We start from the raw sequence: 17,642 nt of genomic DNA on the forward strand, positions 1-17,642 counted from the left end.
AACCCTAAGAATTAAATTACGAAAAAAAAATAATCATTCGATTTTAAAAGACAAGGTAGTCAAGATTAAATTTTTAAAAATTCAACAAGACTTTTCATAAGGGTTTCTACAGGATAGGTTGTGTCTAAAACCAACAAAGGAGAACATTCCTTTGGGGGTTCAAACTTATCTTTTTGAGCAAGATAAATATCCCACAAAGCATCAGAACAGGTATTTTCTTTTCTCTTAAATAACCTTTCCCTAACTACATTATCTTCAGCGGTACACCACACCCAAAAAACCTCCGCCTTAACCTCTTTTATCCCCTCAAGCAACCAGCTTCTGTATTTTTTATCTCTAAACGTAGCATCAATTATTACATCTCTCCCATAACTAAGCTCTTCCTTAGCCATCTCTATCATTTTCTTGTAAGTTTTTTCAGTAATCTCTGGGGTATAAATACCCTTTTCAAACTCTGCATAATAATGCTTAGATTCTGGCAAAGACAAAAGACGTTTTCTGGTTATGTCTGAAGAAAGGTAAACCGCAGGGAGCTTAGACATAAGGTTTTGCGAAAGAAAGCTTTTACCAGTACCTGAAAGCCCCATAAATACTATTAGCTTGGGAATACCCTCTGCATATTGATAAGCAAGGTCAAAATATCTTCTAGCTTGTTCCAAAAATTCGTATTTTTCAGGCCTTATTTGTTGGGTAGAGGCATAGGTAAAACATCCTATCTTACCCCTCACATAAGCCCGATAACATTTATAAAAATTCAAAAGTTTGTTGATCCCCTGGTCTTGGCTCTTAGAAACATACTGAGTTATAAAATACTCAGATAGACTTCTTTCTCTATAAAAATCTAAGTCCATAGCCAAAAAAGCTATGTCTGAACACACATCACCACACCTAAACCGTTCGTTAAACTCTATACAATCAAAGATATAAACCTTGTTTACATTCTCAAAACAGATGTTAGCTGAATATAAATCTCCATGTCCGTCTCTGATAAATCCCTTATCTATCCTTTCTTGAAACAAGACTTGATTTTCTTCTAAGAACTTGCGTGTAAATTGTATTATATGTTCGTATTTATATTTGGCTAAAGCTAATCCGACAAATTCTTTGGTTTGAGCAAAATTTTCTTCAGTATTAAACCTGATAACCTCTATCCTTCCATAAGAGTTTACCCTTTCCCCAGTTTCTGCTTTTTGATAGAAAGGCACCAACACTGAAACTATAGAGTCTATATGAGCTTCAGTTACTTTCTTTTCTTTTAAAAGATTAACCATCATCCCTTCTTCAGGAAGTTTCTTCATCTTTACGGCATATTCTACTATCTCCCCTTCAACCTCAAACTTATATCCCTCAGAAGTTTTTACCACAGAAACAACTCCTAAGTAGATTTCGGGAGATAATCTTTTGTTTAAGATCACCTCTTGTTCACAAAAATATTTTCTCTTTTCTAAAGTAGTGTAATCTAAAAAACCAAAGTTAACTGGCTTTTTTATTTTGTAAACGAACAGGTCTGTGATAAAAACATAGGATATATGAGTTTGAACTACCCTTAAAGTTTGAGTAGGATGTGGGAAAGAGTAAACATTTATTAACTGTTCCCAGGCCTTTGGTTCCATTAAAAGGTATTTTAACGGCTACCCCAAATTTGGCAAGCTTTTTGAGGTCAAATTTTTATCCTACTTTTATGTTTTTTCTTTTATTATCTTGAAATAATCAAGATAAGGTTTTACATTTAAACAATATTAAGAAACTTTTTGAAAGGGAGTAGTATGAAAGAAGGATTAGAAGTTAATTTTACAGAGGTTTCGGAAGGGGAGATCATAGACGTTCCTGAAGTTTTACCCTTAATGGCTATAAGAGACATCGTCCTTTTCCCTTCGATGGTAATCCCCCTTTTTGTAGGAAGGCCAAAATCTTTAAAAGCAATAGAGGAGGCATTAAATAAAGATAAACTAATCGTTCTTTCTACACAGAAAAACTCTCGTATAGAAAATCCCAAACCCGAAGATATTTATAAAATCGGAACGATCGGACTTATCCTTAAAACCCTCAATCTCTCTGAAAACCGTCTAAAAGTAGTAGTCCAGGTGCTTTCAAGATGTGAAATTCAAGAATTTTTAGAAACGGAGCCTTGTTTTAGGGTTAAAATAGAACCTTGTAAAGAAAAGGAACCAGAAATCATAACCCCTGAAATAGAAGCTTTAATACGCACAGTTAAAGAAAATACAGAAAAGTTATTGGCATTAAAAGGTATTTTAAATCCAGAGATTTCCACAGTTGTTCATTCTATAGAAGAACCAGGAAGACTCGCAGACCTTATCACAGTCTACCTTAAATTAAAGGTCAAAACCGCCCAGGAACTTTTAGAAACTTTAGATGGAGTAGAAAGGCTTAAAAAAATTTCTGAGATCCTCCTACAAGAAATAGAGATCACCACCCTTCAAAACAAAATCCAAGCCCAAGCCCAAGAAGAAATTGGGAGGTCTCAGAGGGAATATTTTTTAAGAGAACAACTAAGGGCTATAAAGAGGGAGTTGGGAGAATTTGAGGATGTTGAAGACGAGATTGAGGAGTTAAAGAAAAAGATTAAAAAAGCCAAAATGCCTAAGGAGGTAGAAAAGGAGGCGTTAAAACAACTTAAGAGATTAGAATACATGCATCCTGACTCTTCTGAGGCAGCGGTAATAAGAAATTACCTCGAATGGTTGATAGATCTTCCTTGGAATAAGTCTACCCGAGACAATTTAGACCTAAAACATGTTAAAAAAGTTTTGGACAAAGACCACTATAACTTAGATAAGGTAAAAGACAGAATAATTGAGTTCTTAGCGGTTAAAAAAATTAATCCTAAGGCTAAAGGTGCCATCCTTTGTTTTGTAGGACCTCCTGGGGTTGGAAAAACAAGTCTTGGAAGATCCATTGCTGAAGCCTTAGGTAGAAGATTTGTCAGGGTAGCCTTAGGTGGTGTAAGAGATGAAGCTGAAATAAGGGGGCATAGAAGAACCTATGTAGGAGCTTTGCCAGGAAGGATCATTCAAGGAATAAAACAAGCTGGGGTAAACAACCCGGTGTTTTTACTTGATGAAATAGATAAACTGTGTAGCGATTTTCACGGTGACCCTGCAGCAGCTCTTTTAGAAGTTCTTGACCCAGAACAAAATAAAGACTTTGTAGACCATTATTTAGACGTGCCCTTTAACTTATCTAAGGTTCTTTTTATAGCTACAGCTAACATGACAGAACCTATACCCCGGGTACTTTTAGACAGAATGGAAGTAATCTATCTTTCAGGATATACCTATCAAGAAAAATTAGAAATCGCCAAAAGACACATCCTGCCTAAACTCTTAAAAGAACACGGACTAAAAAAAAACATCCTTAAAATCTCTGACGAGGTTATTCTAAAAGTTATCGAAGAATATACTTACGAATCAGGGGTACGTGAGTTAGAAAGAAAGCTTGCAGCTATCTGTAGAAAGATAGCGAGAAAACTTGCTGAAGGAGAAAAAGGCCCTTTTAGCGTTACCGAAGAGAATTTAGTAGAATTTTTAGGGCCTCCTGAATACATAGAAGAACTTAAACAAGAAGAAGATGAAATAGGAGTAGCAACTGGACTTGCCTGGACCCCCAATGGTGGAGAGGTGCTCTACGTAGAGGCGGTAGTTATGCCAGGGAAAGGTAATCTAATTTTAACAGGGCATTTAGGAGAGGTGATGAAAGAAAGCGCCCAGGCAGCTTTATCCTATATTCGTGCCAAGTATAAAGAGTTGGGGATTGACCCTAAGTTTTATACAAAGTATGACATCCATGTGCATGTACCCTCTGGGGCCATACCTAAGGATGGACCAAGTGCTGGGATTACTATAGCGGTAGCGATGATATCTGCCTTAACCCAAAAGCCCATTTCCAAAGACTATGCGATGACTGGAGAAGTCACCCTTAGGGGTAAAATTCTTCCTGTAGGTGGGATAAAAGAAAAAAGTCTTGCTGCCTTAAGAAAGGGGATTAAAAACGTCCTTATTCCTGCAAAAAACTCAAAGGACCTGGAAGATATCCCAAAGGAACTTAGAGAAAAAATAAACTTTATCTTGGTTTCTCATCTCGATGAAGTTATAAAATTAGTTATCAAAAATTAATCCCAAGCCCTTTATTTTTTTTATTTTTCTGTAATATTTATCTCTAATTATAGTTACAAAGGTATATATTATAAAATGAATGAAAATTTCAACAATAAAAAAGGAAGAAAACCTAAAGAAACTCCAGAAAGTCGCAAACGTGAGCTTTTAGAAGCAGTCGATGAAAACTGCAACCCCATCACCATCCTAAAAAGAGAGGAAATCCATCAAAAAGGCTATTTTCATAAAACAGTGCATATTTTTTTGTTTAACAAAGAAGGAGAAATCTATCTTCAAAAAAAATCTAAGTTGGTTGAGGAAAACCCTGGTTTGTGGACTTCCTCTGCTTCGGGACATGTGTTGGTAGGAGAAAGCTTTTTAACCACTGCTCAAAGGGAATTAAAAGAAGAACTGTCTATAAGAACAAAATTAGAAGAGGTACTTCGTATCACTCCAAAAGATTTTAACAACACTATAGACTGTTTAGTCCTTTTTACAGGAACTACTAGTAAAATACCTAAGCCTAATCCTTTAGAAATAGAAACTGGAGGGTTTTTTCCTTTAGAAAAAGTGGATAAGTGGATACAGAAAAATCCAGAAGATTTTACTTTTTCTTTTAGGTTGTTATGGCAACTTTATTGGAAGGTTATGACTCAAAAAGCTCTGAAGGGAAGATAAGACCTTCTTTTTCGATGATAGTTTTTAACAGGTCTAAATCTCTATTTCGTATATATTGAGGTATAGGAGCCATTGCAAGCCGATGCAGTTTAATCTCTTTTTCTGTGGGAGAAAGATTTAACTCAAGGATTTGTTTTCTTAAGTTCTCCATAAGTTTTAGGTATATTTCATATTCTGGGCCAAACTGCATTTCTAAACTTTCTCTTATCCTTCTTGCTACCGCAGGGCTTGCCCCAGAAGTAGAGATGGCTATGGTTAAACTTCCTCTTTTTACCACAGAAGGCACGATAAAACTGCAAAATTCAGGAACATCTACCATGTTACAAAATACCCTTTTTGCGTTAGCTTCGTCATATATAGACCTTTGGGTAGAAGGGTCATTGGTTGCAGCAACCACCAACCAGGCTCCTTCAAGGTCTCCTGGCTGATAAATCCTTTTTTCCCAGAGTATCTGACCTTCTTCAGCTAACTTTTGTAAAACTGGAGTAGCTTCAGGAGAAATCAACTTAACAAAAGCTTTAGCCTGAAGCAAAGACAAAACCTTCCTTTCACCAACTTTTCCTCCTCCTATAACCACACAAAGCTTCCCTTCTAAGTTTAAAAAAACCGGAAAATAGACGTTAGTCAACTTCTCCCCATCCTTCAAGTTTAGACCTCCAAAACTGAGTAGCCTTAGGGTATAGTTTTACAAATTCCACTTTTAAATAGCCTTTTTCTTTTACTACCTGTTTAACCTCGATGTTTATCTTTGCTGCCCTAAAATGAGCAAGCATAGCCAGATAACTGCTCTCCTTTTTAAACCTTACCCTAAAGGTTTCGCTTACCACCTGATTTTTTTCAAAAAAACTTAAAACTTCTTCAAAAAGATTTACAGGTAGTTTATTATAAACCTCTTCTTTAAATTCTTCAAATTCATAAAGGTTCAGAGCAAGCCTTATCAATCTTAGGTAAATAAAATGAGGATCTACCTCTCCCAAGTAAGGAAAGACTACCCTTAAGTCCTCAAGATTAGAAAATGGAGTCACGTATTTAATCCTGTATTTCCCATCTTCGGACTTAAAAACTACCCCTTCTCTTTTTTCTTGGTGGTAACGCCTTAAAAGTTCTCTTATGTTTTCATAATCCTTTACCGGGTCAAAAGGCCCATAGATTTCAGGGGCGTTAAAACTATAGGTTTCAAGGAGATTCAACTTTTCTGACTGAGACAAAAATCCTCCTCCACCTGTTTTCATAAAATCAAAAACAAAGTAGTTTACATCCTCTTTGATATAAGCAGGATATTCACTAACAAAAGGATTCTCTGGTCCGGCTACTTCAGCACAAACCACCAAATTTGGATGTTTCTCAAAAAACTCAGGAAGATTAGGTAAAAAATCCTCCCATCGATCGGTAGCAAAAGGACAGATGAATCCTCTTCGGGTAAAACCTAAAATTTCATCTCCTACTTTAAAAAGTCTTACGTTATACCCTTCTACCTTTTCTTCAGCATAAAAAGGAGAAGTCATATATCTTACCAATCCCGTTTTTAATACATAAACCCTGGGAATCTGAGGGTAACCTCTTACCAAAACCTGGTCGTTAAAAAAAGTTCCCATAGGGAAACTTTTAAAATCCTTGTTTAGCCTAAAAAAGCCTTTATCTTTCCAGGTAAAAAACAAAATTTTTCCTGTTTGTAAACCTTTTTCCCATTCCTCTAAGGGATACCTTTTTAAATCTGGATTTTTCTTCCAGCAGTGTTGAAAATACTCCCTTACTTCTTTTTCATTCTCGGTAAAGGTTAACATATCCCTTCTCCCCTTCTTTGCCTTCGATGGTAATTTTTAACTCAGGTAAAAACTTAGGGATCAACCAAGCTTGAGTAAGAAGATGTTTGGTCACCTTAGCCACAGAAAACCTAAAAATTTTAGCAGACCGCAGTTTTAAAAGGGCTAAACTTATAGGTATCAAGATCTGGTCTGCCAGATGTTCTTCAAACTGGGTTTTAGTGCTTAAAAAATTTTTCCATTCTCTTGCTACCTTTTTTCCTACCTCCTCTGCTGGATAACCACGTTTTCCTAGCTCGGTAAATCCAGCATATAAAACCTTTTCCTTATTCAAAGCCTTTAAGAAAACAAAAGTTCCGTCAGATCGAGACTTCACTCTTTCTTTATAGACTGTAAGGTTCTCACAGTTTGGCAACTCTGACAATACACCTTTTAGTTGCCTTTCTACGATATGTACAGGAAGTCTTTCGGAAGATACGCTATAGATGATAATGTTCTCAGGAATAAAATACTCTGGCAGAGCTGGCAAGAAAAATTCCTCCCAAGGTTTAATGAAAGCTCTTATCTTCCCCCCACCTGCAGAATAAAACCCATAGGCTTCAAGATAAAGGTCTACCTCCAGACCAAAAAGTTTGGCCATTGGTAAAAAAACTTCTTTTACATAGTGATAACAGGGACTAAAGGGAACATGGGTACCTCCTTTGATTACCACTTCTCCACCTTTGTTCAAACTTAGAGGATACACAACTGTCTGGAAAAGAAGCAAGGTTGAGCCTGCAGTTCCTATATCAAAGGAATAGTTGCACCTTTCTGGAAGTTTTTTGGGAATAAAAACTATCTCTTGAGAACCTAACTCATCCCCTTTTACCTCTGCCTCTGAAAGATAAGCTACTGCTTTCACACAAGCTAAATGCTGAGGCTGAAGACCTGGTTTAGGTCTGTTAGCTCTGATATTAACAATTCTAAAAGGTTTGCCGGTGACTACTGAAAGCGATAAAGAAGTACGTAAAACCTGACCCCCACCTTCACCATAAGCACCATCTATCACAAGCATTTTTCCTCAAACTCTTTTTCCATCTTTTCGATTTCGCTTATCAAAAATTCTACTAACCACTCTACCATCTTTTTGCCTTTTTCAACAGATGCCTTTCTTGGGTCACCCCATATTCCAGTACTCCAGTATTTCTCTTTCTCAAACACCACCCTAAACTTAGGAAATTTAGGATAATCTTCAAATCCCCCGTCTTTTACCAGATCTGGTTTTAGATAAAGCATAAGGGAGGTTTCCCATTCTCCTGCATGAGAATCCTCCTCAGAGATATCCATATTTTTTAAACAAGGCCTAAGTAGCTGAAAAATGTCGGCTACAAAAAAATTACAATAAGGAACTAACGATATAAAAGATTCAGCTGCGTCTACCAAATAGGCGTTGTGGGTACCTCCTGCATGTCCAGAAAGAACCATAAAATTTTTAAAACCACAAAGATAAAACTGATAAAAAAGGTTTATCATCAATTTTTTTAATACCTCTCCGGTAATACTTATCGTCCCAGGAAGGGTGCTCGTACTTCTACAAAGACCATAATAAATCGGTGGGGCTATAAGAACCTTTTTTTTCTCGGCTACCTTTTTACAGACCTCATAGATAGTATAAAGGTCTGTAGCTAAAGGTAAATGAGGACCATGAGCCTCAACAGAACCTACAGGGAAAATAACGGTCTTTACTTGTTTTTTAGCCTCTTCAAATTCTAAAGAAGTAATCTCCTCTACTAACATAATTTAACCTCTTGGAACTATCGATATTTTGATTATTTGAATTATAATTAAAATTTGCTATGAAGAAAAGGGTTTATATAAAAACTTTTGGTTGTCAAATGAATGAAAACGATTCAGAAAAGGTACTCATTCTTTTAAAAGAAGAGTATGTTCCTACCGATAACCCTGAAGAAGCAGACCTTATCATAGTAAATACCTGTTCTGTAAGGGAAAAACCTCAACACAAAGTCTATAGTGAGGTAGGGAGGTATAAACCCTTAAAAAAGAAAAAAAAACATCTCCTCATAGGTATTATAGGATGTGTTGCCCAACAAGAAGGAGAAAACCTGATTAAAAAACTTCCCTATGTAGATTTCGTGTTAGGAACCCAAAGTTTTTATCAAATAAAGGAGGTTATAACTAAACTTCAAAAGGATCCTAAACCTATTGTGTTAACCGAATTAACTAACGAGTTTAAACCACCTTTAGTGCTTCCTGAGGAGACTTTATCTAAAAACACCGAAAAGGTTACTGCTTTTGTCACGATAATGCAAGGATGTGATAATTTTTGTTCTTATTGTATCGTTCCTTATGTCAGAGGAAGAGAAACAAGTAGACCTCCAGAAGAAATCATAGAAGAGATAAAGAGATTGGTAGAATTAGGGGTAAGGGAGGTTACCCTTTTAGGACAAAACGTAAACTCCTATGGGCTAAAGGAAAAGGGTTATCCTGATTTTCCAGAACTCTTGAACCAAATCGCAGCCATAGAAGACTTATGGAGAATAAGGTTTACTACCAGTCATCCTAAAGACCTTTCAGAGAAACTAATAAGAACTATGGCTGAAAATCCCAAAATATGTCATCATATCCATCTCCCTCTTCAGGCTGGTTCAAACAGAATATTAAAACGAATGAACCGTAAATATACTAAAGAAGAATATTTAGAAAAAGTAGCAAAACTTAGGGAGCTAATTCCTGACATAGCTATTACTACCGATATCATTGTAGGATTTCCAGGAGAAACTGAGGAGGATTTTGAAGAAACTTTAGAAATGCTAAAAACAGTAAGGTACCATGAAATTTTTTCTTTTAAGTACTCAGATCGTCCGTTTACCACAGCTAAAAATTTCGAGGACAAAATTCCTGAAGAAGAAAAAGAGATAAGACTAAAACTTGTTCAGGAACTACAAAAAACTATTACCCAAGAAATCTACCAACAATATGTAGGGAAAGAAATGGAAGTGTTGGTTGAAGGTTTTAGCTCAAAATCTAAAACTCAACTTATGGGACGTACCAGCACAAACGTAATAGTGAATTTTTACTCTCCAAGGCTTGACCTAAAAGGTAGATTAGTTAAGGTTCGAATAGAAGAAGCAGGAAAACACTCTTTAAAGGGTAGGTATCTTGAAATTCTAAAATAAACTAAATTGCAATTTATACAAAAATTGCAATTTTTACAAAATCAAACTACAGTTTAATTTATCTACTTTTGGATAAAGTTTAGCAGGTCTATCATAAGAAAAATTTTTTAAAATGGTATGTTTTTTGCTGAGAGTTGTGTGAGCGTGTTTTTTGTGTGTTCTTTAAAGTTAAAACTTTAATATTAAAACTTTGAGAAAGGAGGTATTATCAATGAGAAGGATAGCGGCAAGTTTGATAATGCTTAGCTTTTTGGGTTTAATAGTTACAGGTATAGCCTTTGCGAAAAAAGAAACGATGGTAGGAGGTAAATATTATCCTCCTAATCTAAACCCTATAAAAGTTAAAGAGTTTTGTCAAGAAATACAGCCTCTCTGGCAAAAACAACTGCAGCTTTCTTCTGAACTGCGTGTCTTGTGGGGACAAAACCCACCTAACTGGGAGGCTATACAGCAAAAGGAAATAGAAATTCAAAAAATCAGGGTTGAAATTCAAAAAAAGGCTTATGAAAAAGGGCTTCCCTATGGTCCAAGAAAAGGGCTAAACTTTAGAAAACTATGTGGGTGGTAAAAATTTCTCTTTTTACTATCAAAGTGGTTACAAAACTTAAAACTTAATATCGTATTCCTTTAGTTTATAATAAAGGGTTCTCAGAGAAATCCCTAAAAGTTTGGCAGCCTCTTTTTTATTCCCTTTGGTCTTCTTTAAAGCTTCTATGATAGCGTTTTTTTCTAAGGATCTAAGGTCTACCACATCTTCGGATAGAAGACTGGTTTTCTCTAAAGGTTTAATTTCTGTAGAAAAAGGAAGGGCCTGTAGGTATCCCAAATCTACCTCAATCTCTTTGCCTTCTGACATCAGGAAAGCCCTTTCTAACAAGTTTTCAAGTTCTCTTACGTTACCTGGAAAGGGATATTTTAACAAAAATTCCTTAGAATGTGAGCTCAACGGTAAAGGGTCTCGTTGTAACTTTTTAGCTAATCTATGGATGATAAACTCCGCTATTTTTAATATAGCTTGTTTTCTTTCTCTCAAGGGTTTTACCTCTACAGGAAAAACATTAATCCTAAAAAACAAATCCTCCCTAAACTTACCTTCTTTAACCAACTTGATAAGGTCCCGGTTGGTTGCCGTAATAAACCTGGCGTTAGTCTTTATAGAGGTTAAACTCCCTAACCTTTCAAAAGTTCTATTTTGCAATACACTTAAAAATTTTGCCTGTACGGTGAGGTTCATCTCTGAAATCTCGTCTAAAAACAACGTTCCATCTTTGGCTAACTCTATCTTTCCGGGTTTACTCTTTAAGGCCCCTGTAAAAGCACCCTTTTCATACCCAAATAGTTCGGCTTCTATTAACGTTTCAGGGATGGCTGCACAATTAACCTCTACAAATTTACCTGGCCTTCGGCTAAGACGATGGATGACCTTAGCTATCAACGACTTTCCTGTACCTGTCTCACCGTATAAAATCACAGTAGTGTCTGTAGGGGCTACTTTTACTACTTTATCGTAAACTTCCTCCATCCCTAAAAATAAGATTTCTAAAGGAGGAAGTTCTTCTTGGGTTTCTTCCTTAAGATCTTCCTTGGGTTTTTTAGCTAAGATGTTTTGAACTAAACTTAAAAAGTCTTCAGGACTGGAAAGAGGTTTGGTAATATAATCTACAGCCCCCTTTTTCATGGCCTCTACCGCAGAACTTACAGTAGCATAGGCGGTTATCACTAGAAACAAGGTATTAGGTAAGACAGGTTTTACCTTTTCGATAAAATCTATTCCGTTCATCTTAGGAAGTTTAAGGTCTGTAATGATAAGGTCAGGGTTAAAGTCAAACACCTTTTTAAAAGCTAACTCAGGGTCTTCACAGGTTTCTACCTGATAACCTCGCTCTTTTAGCAACACCTCTAAAAGGGTGGCAAAAGAAAGGTCGTCTTCTAAGATAAAAATCTTGGCATTTCTAACCATATAGCCGTTCCTTCCCCTGGTTTGGTTTGAACCTTAATTTTAATTTTCATCGCCTCACATAGCTTTTCTACTATTGCCAAACCTAAACCTGAGCCTTTAGGTTTGGTAGTAAAAAAAGGAGTAAACGCTTTTTTCAAAGTCTCTTCATCCATACCTACCCCGTTGTCTATCACCCCTAACCTCAGGGTTTCTCCTTTGTCTTCTATTTCTACTTTTATCTCTTTTTTCTCCTGGTTGGTTTCCAACACCGCATCAAAGGCATTCTGAATTAAATTTACCACTATTTCTTTTAATTTGTCAGGGTCAGTTATGATACTAAAATCCTCTCCTTTAACAAAAAAAGTTACGTCTACTTGAGGATATTTATCTTTAAAACTTAACCAAACCTCTTCTACCAGTTCTCTCAGGTCAAAATGCTTAGACTCTATCTTGACAGGATTAACATAAAAAATCAACTCATCTGTTAACCTTTCTATCCTTAAAGCCTCGTTAAAAATAATTCCTAAATATCTTTTATAATCTCTCTCGGTTATCTTTTCTGCTAAATACTGGGAAAAACCTTTGATACTTCCTAAGGGATTCCTGATCTCATGAGATAAAATCTTAGCCATGGTAGAAATACTTTCTAATTGTTTCATCTTAAGTGCCATATGTTCATAATGGATAAGAAACTTAGTGCCTATCCCACCTGCTACTAAAAGCCCTAAACAGGCCAGCATTTTTAACAAAAACAAAAACTGAGCCCTTTTTACGATAAACAAAAAGGTATTTATATTTAGCCCTACCCTAAGATAAAGATTATATTTTTGAGTATAAAAATTAAAATCTGCCAGAAAAATCTGTTTATAAGGTTCTTCTGGTTCTGAATAAAAACGATAATAAGGAAGCTTGTGCCTTTTTAACTCTATTAATTCTTCGAGGTCTATTTTATAACCTATCAGTTCTGGGTTAGAATGAAGAATAATGTCTCCGTCTTCGTCATAAAGCATTATAAATTCTAAGTTTTCCCAATTTTGGCTTAAAATGATGTTTAAAAAGGTGTTGTAGTTAATCTCATCAAGGTTGGTATAAGTCATAACTCCTTGAAGGGTGATAGCTATCATCATAGCTTGGTCCTCAAGGGCTTTCTGGGCTAAAAGCTTTGAATTTTTATAAGAAAAAATCGCACTTAAAAACAGGGTAATTATAGCTAAGGCTACCACACCCCATAAAATCAGAGCAGATTTAAAACTTATCTGTTTAAAAATTTGTTTTAATTTCTCCATCGTAATTTTCTAATATACCATAACTCTGTCAATCTTCTAAAATAAAGGTATAATTTTATTCGATGAAAACCCCTGTAGTAAGCGTAATCATACCTACTTACAATCGGGCTTATATCCTGTTTAAGGCTATAGAGAGTGTACTAAACCAAACCTTTAAAAACTTAGAAATCATCGTAGTAGACGATGGGTCCACAGACCAAACCCCTAAACTTATTACCAGATACCCTGTAGTCTATGTAAAAAAACCAAGGAAAGGGGTAGCTCATGCCAGAAATAGGGGGCTTTTTCATGCCAAAGGGCGTTACATCGCCTTTCTAGACAGCGACGATATGTTTACCCCTACCAAACTTGAAGAACAATTACTCTTTTTTGAAAAACATCCTTCTTATAAAATTGTCCAGACAGATGAGATCTGGTACAAAGGGGAAAAAAGACTTAACCCAAAAAAGATTCACAAAAAAGCCGAAGGTTGGTTTTTTGAAAGAGCTGTTAAGTTGTGCGTTGTTTCTATGTCTACAGTTTTGATAAAAAAAGAACTTTTTGAAGAAATTGGAGTCTTTGACGAAGAATTTTGGGTATGTGAAGACTACGAATTTTGGTTAAGGGTTGCGATAAAAACTCCTGTAGGATTGATACCTAAACCTTTAGTAATCAAAAGCGGTGGAAGAGAAGATCAGCTTTCTGCTACCAAAGGGCTTGATTATTATAGAACTTTAGCCCTCATAAAACTCTTTAAAAACTACCAAAAGGAATTAAGTTTAGAACAGAAATTGATACTATTTGGAGAAGCTAAAAATAAGTTTAATATCTTTTATAGAGGGGCTTTGAAACACGGCAACCTTAATCAAGCTTTTAATTTGAAAAAACTTTTTGAAGAAACCTTTAAAGAATCTGTATTTAGCCCTTTGAAATCCTTACCTAAACTATGAAAGAAGAAAAAATGTTTACCAAAGAAGATTGGTTAACAAAGTTTACTAAACCCTTAGAGTTTGCCTATAAAAATAATTTTCAAAATCTGCACAAAATAAAATACTTAGAAAAAACACTTTTAAAATTTATAGAAAACCTTCCTCAAGAATTTGAGCCTTATCGAGAAAAATTTTTAGAGCTTTGTTATGGTTTAGACCAGGTTTCTTTAGACGAAAAAAAGGAAAGAATAAAGGCGTTGTTTGATTTGTGTATTGTCTTAGGAATTAATAAAGAAGAACCCTCTGAGGTTGAAGAACCTCAAGAAGAACCGATAAACCAAGAGTTTTATCAAGAGCCGACTTTTTCCTTAGAAGAATACAGACAGGCTAAAGAGGAACTAAAAAAACCCGTACAATTTTTAAAAGGGGTAGGTCCTAAAGTTGCCCAAAAGTTTGCTAAAAAAGACATTCACACGATCGAAGACCTGTTGTTTTTCTTGCCAAGGGATTATGAAGATCGAAGACATTTAATCCCTATTTCTAATTTAAAAGAAGGACAAAAGGCGGTTGTTTTTGGGGAAGTCATCAAAAGTGGAGTTGTTTATACCTCAAGAAGAAAAGTCTTTGAAGCCCAGCTTACTGATGGTACTGGAATTCTTCTCCTTCGGTGGTTTAACTTTAAAGAGTTTTTTTTGAGAAATCTTTTACAATCGGGCAAAAGAGTTTATACCATAGGGGAGGTAGGTAAATTCGGTAGGGTTTTTGAGATGGTCCATCCTGAAATAATACCAGAAGGAGAAGAGGATAAGCTCGAGTTAGAGTTAGGAAAGATTGTACCTGTTTACTCTGCGGTTGAAGGTTTAAGTGAGAGGCAACTAAGAAAGATTATCAAAAATGCGGTAGAAGATTATGCAGATTTTTTAGAAAATTTTATTCCACGAGAATTCTTAAAAAAAAGAAGACTTTTGCCGTTAAACTTAGCCATCAAAAAGTTGCATTTCCCAGAGGATGAAAAAGACCTTTCTTTGCTTAAAAAAGAGGAAAGCGTTTATCACAAAAGCTTGGCCTATGATGAATTTTTCTTCTTAGAATTAGCCTTGGCTTTAAAAAAAAGTAAGGTCAAAAAAGAACAAGGAATCTCTTTTAGAACAGACGGAGAAAAAGTAAAAGCCTTTTTAGCTAAACTTCCTTTTGAGCTCACTTCAGCTCAAAAAAGGGTGTTAGAAGAAATCAAAAAAGACATGGCAAGTCCAGTGCCTATGAATCGACTTCTACAAGGAGATGTAGGGTGTGGAAAAACGGTTATAGCCTTTATTGCTGCGCTTATTGCCATAGATAACGGATATCAGGTAGCGATGATGGCTCCTACTGAAATCCTTGCTGAACAACATTACCATAACTTTAGACGTTATGCCCAGCTCATGGGAGTAAACGTAGCCCTTCTTTCTGGAGGGGTCCCTCCTGCTAAAAAAAGAGAAATTCATCATGGATTGGCTACTGGATTTATAGATTTTGTGATAGGAACCCATGCTCTTTTTCAAGAAAGAGTAGAATTTAAAAGATTAGGACTGGTGATCATAGACGAACAGCATCGTTTTGGTGTTTTACAAAGAGCAGCCTTAAGAGAAAAGGCTAAAGGTATAACCCCAGATACTTTGGTTATGACAGCCACCCCTATCCCCAGAACCCTTGGACTTACCATCTACGGAGATTTAGACCTTTCTATAATAGACGAAATGCCTAAAGGCAGAAAACCTGTCATCACCAAACTTTTTATAGAATATAACAAACACAAAGCCTATGAAGCGGTTAAAGAAGAATTAAGAAAGGGGCATCAAGCTTATGTAATCCTTCCTCTGATAGAAGAATCAGAAAAACTCGACCTTAAGGCAGTAACTACCTATGGGGAAGAGTTACAAACAAAATTTTTTCCAGAGTTTAAAGTAGGGATTTTACACGGAAAGATGAGCTCTTTGGAAAAAGAAAAAATCATGCATCAGTTTAAGCGCAAAGAAATAGACATCTTAGTTTCTACTACGGTGGTAGAGGTCGGTGTAGACGTTCCCAATGCTACAGTTATGGTAATAGAACATGCTGAAAGGTTCGGTTTGTCTCAACTTCATCAGCTAAGAGGAAGAGTAGGAAGGGGGGAGGCTCAATCTTACTGCTTTTTGATAGCTTATAAAATATCTATGGAAAGCGAAGCTTACAGACGCTTGCAGATATTATGTCAAACCAACGACGGGTTTAAAATAGCTGAAGAAGACTTAAAACTTAGAGGGCCTGGAGACTTCTTAGGGACAAAACAATCTGGATATCTTGAATTTAAAAAAGCTGACTTAGTAAAAGACTACCCAATCCTATTGTGGGCAAGGGAAGACGCCTTTTCTTTGATAGAAAAAGACCCAGACCTTAGTAAACATCCTATTCTTAAAGAAGAACTAACCAGAAGATGGGAGGAAAGATTAAAACTTTCAGAGATAGCTTAAATTAAATAAAACAAGGAGTCAACTATCAGGAAATAGGATTTAAGCATGAGAACCCTCGCAAATAGAAATAAAATTTTTAGAGTTAAAACTCAAGACAAGATTAAAATAACTTCCTTTCTTGCAAAGTCCATAGATCACCCTTATGAGCTTATTCATCACCGCTACCATTGCTTTCTTATAGCTCTTAAACTCCTTCTTCTTGCGCAAAAAATACTCCCTGAAATAAGAATTCCAGGTTACTACTCCTACTGCCATCTGAAAAAGAATGTTTCTGAGCCAGGGACTTCCTTGTTTAGAAATACTCATGTTTATCCTAAATTTTCCCGACTGTTTTATTACTGGGTCAGTGCCAGCATATTTTATAAGTTTTTTGGCATTGGAAAATCTGTTCACATCCTTAACTTCAGCGATAAAATGAACTGCAAGTTTTGGAGAAATTCCCCTGATAGAGGAAATGAGCTTTATTTGTTGGTTTTGGTCGTGATCTATTTCTTCAAGGAGCATATTTTCAAGTTTTTGGATTCTTGGTTCGAGGAAGAGTATTTTTTCAATATAGAAGATGAGGGTTTGGGAAAGATAGGGGTTGTGGATGCCGATAGATTTTTTAGCAAGGTTTATGATCTCTTGAGGGGAGAAGGAGGGTTTTCTTGCTTTGGAGGTAGAATTGATGATAGAGGCGATATCATCTGTAGAAGCCTTTTTGAGGTAGGAAGCACCGGGGTATTTTAGGAGTATGTTGAGAAAGGAAAAGGAGAAGATGTTTAAGTGTTTTTCAACTTCGGGGAAGAGAACAGAGAGGACGTATTTGATTTGGGTTTTAGCTTCAGAGAGTTCTTTTTTGAGTTTTTGGATAAGGCGGGAGAGGTTTCTCAGGTGATGGTCAGGTGGGAGAGGGTTAAGGAATTGAGGGTTAGCTTGAGCAAAAAGAGCAAGGAGTTTAGCGTCTTTGGTATCAGACTTAGAGGGGTTGTTTGCGGAGAGGAACTGGAAGAACCTGTGAAGGATTTTTGGGTTGATAACAAAAGCTTGAATATCATTAGCAAGGAGAAAGTGATAAAGTGGGAGGAAGAATCTTCCAGTAGATTCCATGACTACGATAGGTTTAGGGTATTGTTTAAGGATGGAGAGAAGCTGAGAGAAACCTTCTTGAGACATAGGGAGGTGTTTGGAGAGGATAAAGGATTGTTGATGGAGGACAGCGATATTAAAAGTGTCTTTAGAGACATCAATACCGACGAAGTAATTCATGGGAGCACCTCCTTGTGTGGTGTTGTTGGTATAGTAAAAGTCC

At 36.1% G+C, this 17,642-nt stretch carries 14 protein-coding genes; 6 read left to right on the forward strand and 8 right to left on the reverse strand.

The genetic code is table 11. The features are described 5' to 3' along the window. Positions 1–65: 65 nt before the first annotated feature. Positions 66–1,613, reverse strand: a complete 1,548-nt coding sequence (locus HL41_RS04465) for a bifunctional aminoglycoside phosphotransferase/ATP-binding protein (protein ID WP_051754501.1) — start codon at positions 1,611–1,613, stop codon at positions 66–68. Positions 1,614–1,766: 153 nt separating this feature from the next. On the opposite strand from HL41_RS04465, the gene lon reads away from it, so the two are divergent. Both lon and HL41_RS04475 read left to right on the forward strand, forming a co-directional pair. After that, positions 1,767–4,133, forward strand: a complete 2,367-nt coding sequence (gene lon, locus HL41_RS04470; RefSeq protein ID WP_051754502.1) for an endopeptidase La — start codon at positions 1,767–1,769, stop codon at positions 4,131–4,133. Positions 4,134–4,208: 75 nt separating this feature from the next. Beyond that, a complete protein-coding gene (locus HL41_RS04475) occupies positions 4,209–4,790 on the forward strand; it encodes an NUDIX hydrolase (RefSeq protein ID WP_051754503.1) in 582 nt (193 codons plus the stop codon). On the opposite strand, the gene HL41_RS04480 is transcribed toward HL41_RS04475, so the two are convergent. Genes HL41_RS04480 through HL41_RS04495 form a run of 4 tightly spaced genes read right to left on the reverse strand, consistent with a single transcriptional unit; the run spans position 4,759 to position 8,329 of the window. Next, complete coding sequence (locus HL41_RS04480; protein ID WP_235181280.1) at positions 4,759–5,436, reverse strand: precorrin-2 dehydrogenase/sirohydrochlorin ferrochelatase family protein; 678 nt, start codon at positions 5,434–5,436, stop codon at positions 4,759–4,761. The genes HL41_RS04475 and HL41_RS04480 overlap by 32 nt on opposite strands. Continuing rightward, positions 5,411–6,574 (reverse strand): RNA ligase, encoded by a 1,164-nt coding sequence (locus HL41_RS04485; RefSeq protein ID WP_051754504.1) that lies wholly within the window; start codon positions 6,572–6,574, stop codon positions 5,411–5,413. Before HL41_RS04485 ends, HL41_RS04480 begins: the two co-directional genes overlap by 26 nt. Further along, entirely contained in the window at positions 6,552–7,607 is a 1,056-nt protein-coding gene (gene rtcA / locus HL41_RS04490; RefSeq protein ID WP_038061728.1) for an RNA 3'-terminal phosphate cyclase, read from the reverse strand. The genes HL41_RS04485 and rtcA overlap by 23 nt, the downstream gene beginning before the upstream one ends. Continuing rightward, the gene (locus HL41_RS04495) at positions 7,598–8,329 is read right to left on the reverse strand and encodes a creatininase family protein (protein WP_038061730.1); all 732 of its coding nucleotides are present in this window, start codon (positions 8,327–8,329) and stop codon (positions 7,598–7,600) included. The genes rtcA and HL41_RS04495 overlap by 10 nt, the downstream gene beginning before the upstream one ends. A 59-nt stretch (positions 8,330–8,388) precedes the next feature. Here HL41_RS04495 and miaB point away from each other — a divergent pair, with 59 nt between their 5' ends. Further along, positions 8,389–9,729, forward strand: a complete 1,341-nt coding sequence (miaB, locus tag HL41_RS04500) for a tRNA (N6-isopentenyl adenosine(37)-C2)-methylthiotransferase MiaB (protein WP_038061732.1) — start codon at positions 8,389–8,391, stop codon at positions 9,727–9,729. 211 nt (positions 9,730–9,940) lie between these two features. After that, positions 9,941–10,297 carry a hypothetical protein gene (locus HL41_RS04505; RefSeq protein WP_038061733.1) on the forward strand — a complete coding sequence of 119 codons (357 nt, stop codon included), beginning with the start codon at positions 9,941–9,943 and terminating at the stop codon, positions 10,295–10,297. A 36-nt stretch (positions 10,298–10,333) separates the two neighbouring features. On the opposite strand, the gene HL41_RS04510 is transcribed toward HL41_RS04505, so the two are convergent. Beyond that, positions 10,334–11,689 (reverse strand): sigma-54-dependent transcriptional regulator, encoded by a 1,356-nt coding sequence (locus HL41_RS04510; protein ID WP_038061736.1) that lies wholly within the window; start codon positions 11,687–11,689, stop codon positions 10,334–10,336. After that, positions 11,659–12,954, reverse strand: coding sequence for a two-component system sensor histidine kinase NtrB (locus tag HL41_RS04515; RefSeq protein WP_038061738.1), 1,296 nt, complete (start codon positions 12,952–12,954; stop codon positions 11,659–11,661). Before HL41_RS04515 ends, HL41_RS04510 begins: the two co-directional genes overlap by 31 nt. A 62-nt stretch (positions 12,955–13,016) precedes the next feature. Between HL41_RS04515 and HL41_RS04520 the strand changes: the two genes are divergently transcribed. Continuing rightward, positions 13,017–13,883 carry a glycosyltransferase family 2 protein gene (locus HL41_RS04520; RefSeq protein WP_038061741.1) on the forward strand — a complete coding sequence of 289 codons (867 nt, stop codon included), beginning with the start codon at positions 13,017–13,019 and terminating at the stop codon, positions 13,881–13,883. Continuing rightward, positions 13,880–16,351, forward strand: a complete 2,472-nt coding sequence (recG, locus tag HL41_RS04525) for an ATP-dependent DNA helicase RecG (protein ID WP_038061744.1) — start codon at positions 13,880–13,882, stop codon at positions 16,349–16,351. The genes HL41_RS04520 and recG overlap by 4 nt, the downstream gene beginning before the upstream one ends. A gap of 39 nt (positions 16,352–16,390) precedes the next feature. Here the strand turns inward: recG and HL41_RS04530 are convergent, their stop codons facing one another. Next, complete coding sequence (locus HL41_RS04530; RefSeq protein ID WP_001106093.1) at positions 16,391–17,599, reverse strand: IS110 family RNA-guided transposase; 1,209 nt, start codon at positions 17,597–17,599, stop codon at positions 16,391–16,393. Positions 17,600–17,642 lie beyond the last annotated feature (43 nt).

Source organism: Thermodesulfobacterium commune DSM 2178 (genome assembly GCF_000734015.1).
Taxonomy (GTDB): Bacteria; Desulfobacterota; Thermodesulfobacteria; order Thermodesulfobacteriales; family Thermodesulfobacteriaceae; genus Thermodesulfobacterium; species Thermodesulfobacterium commune.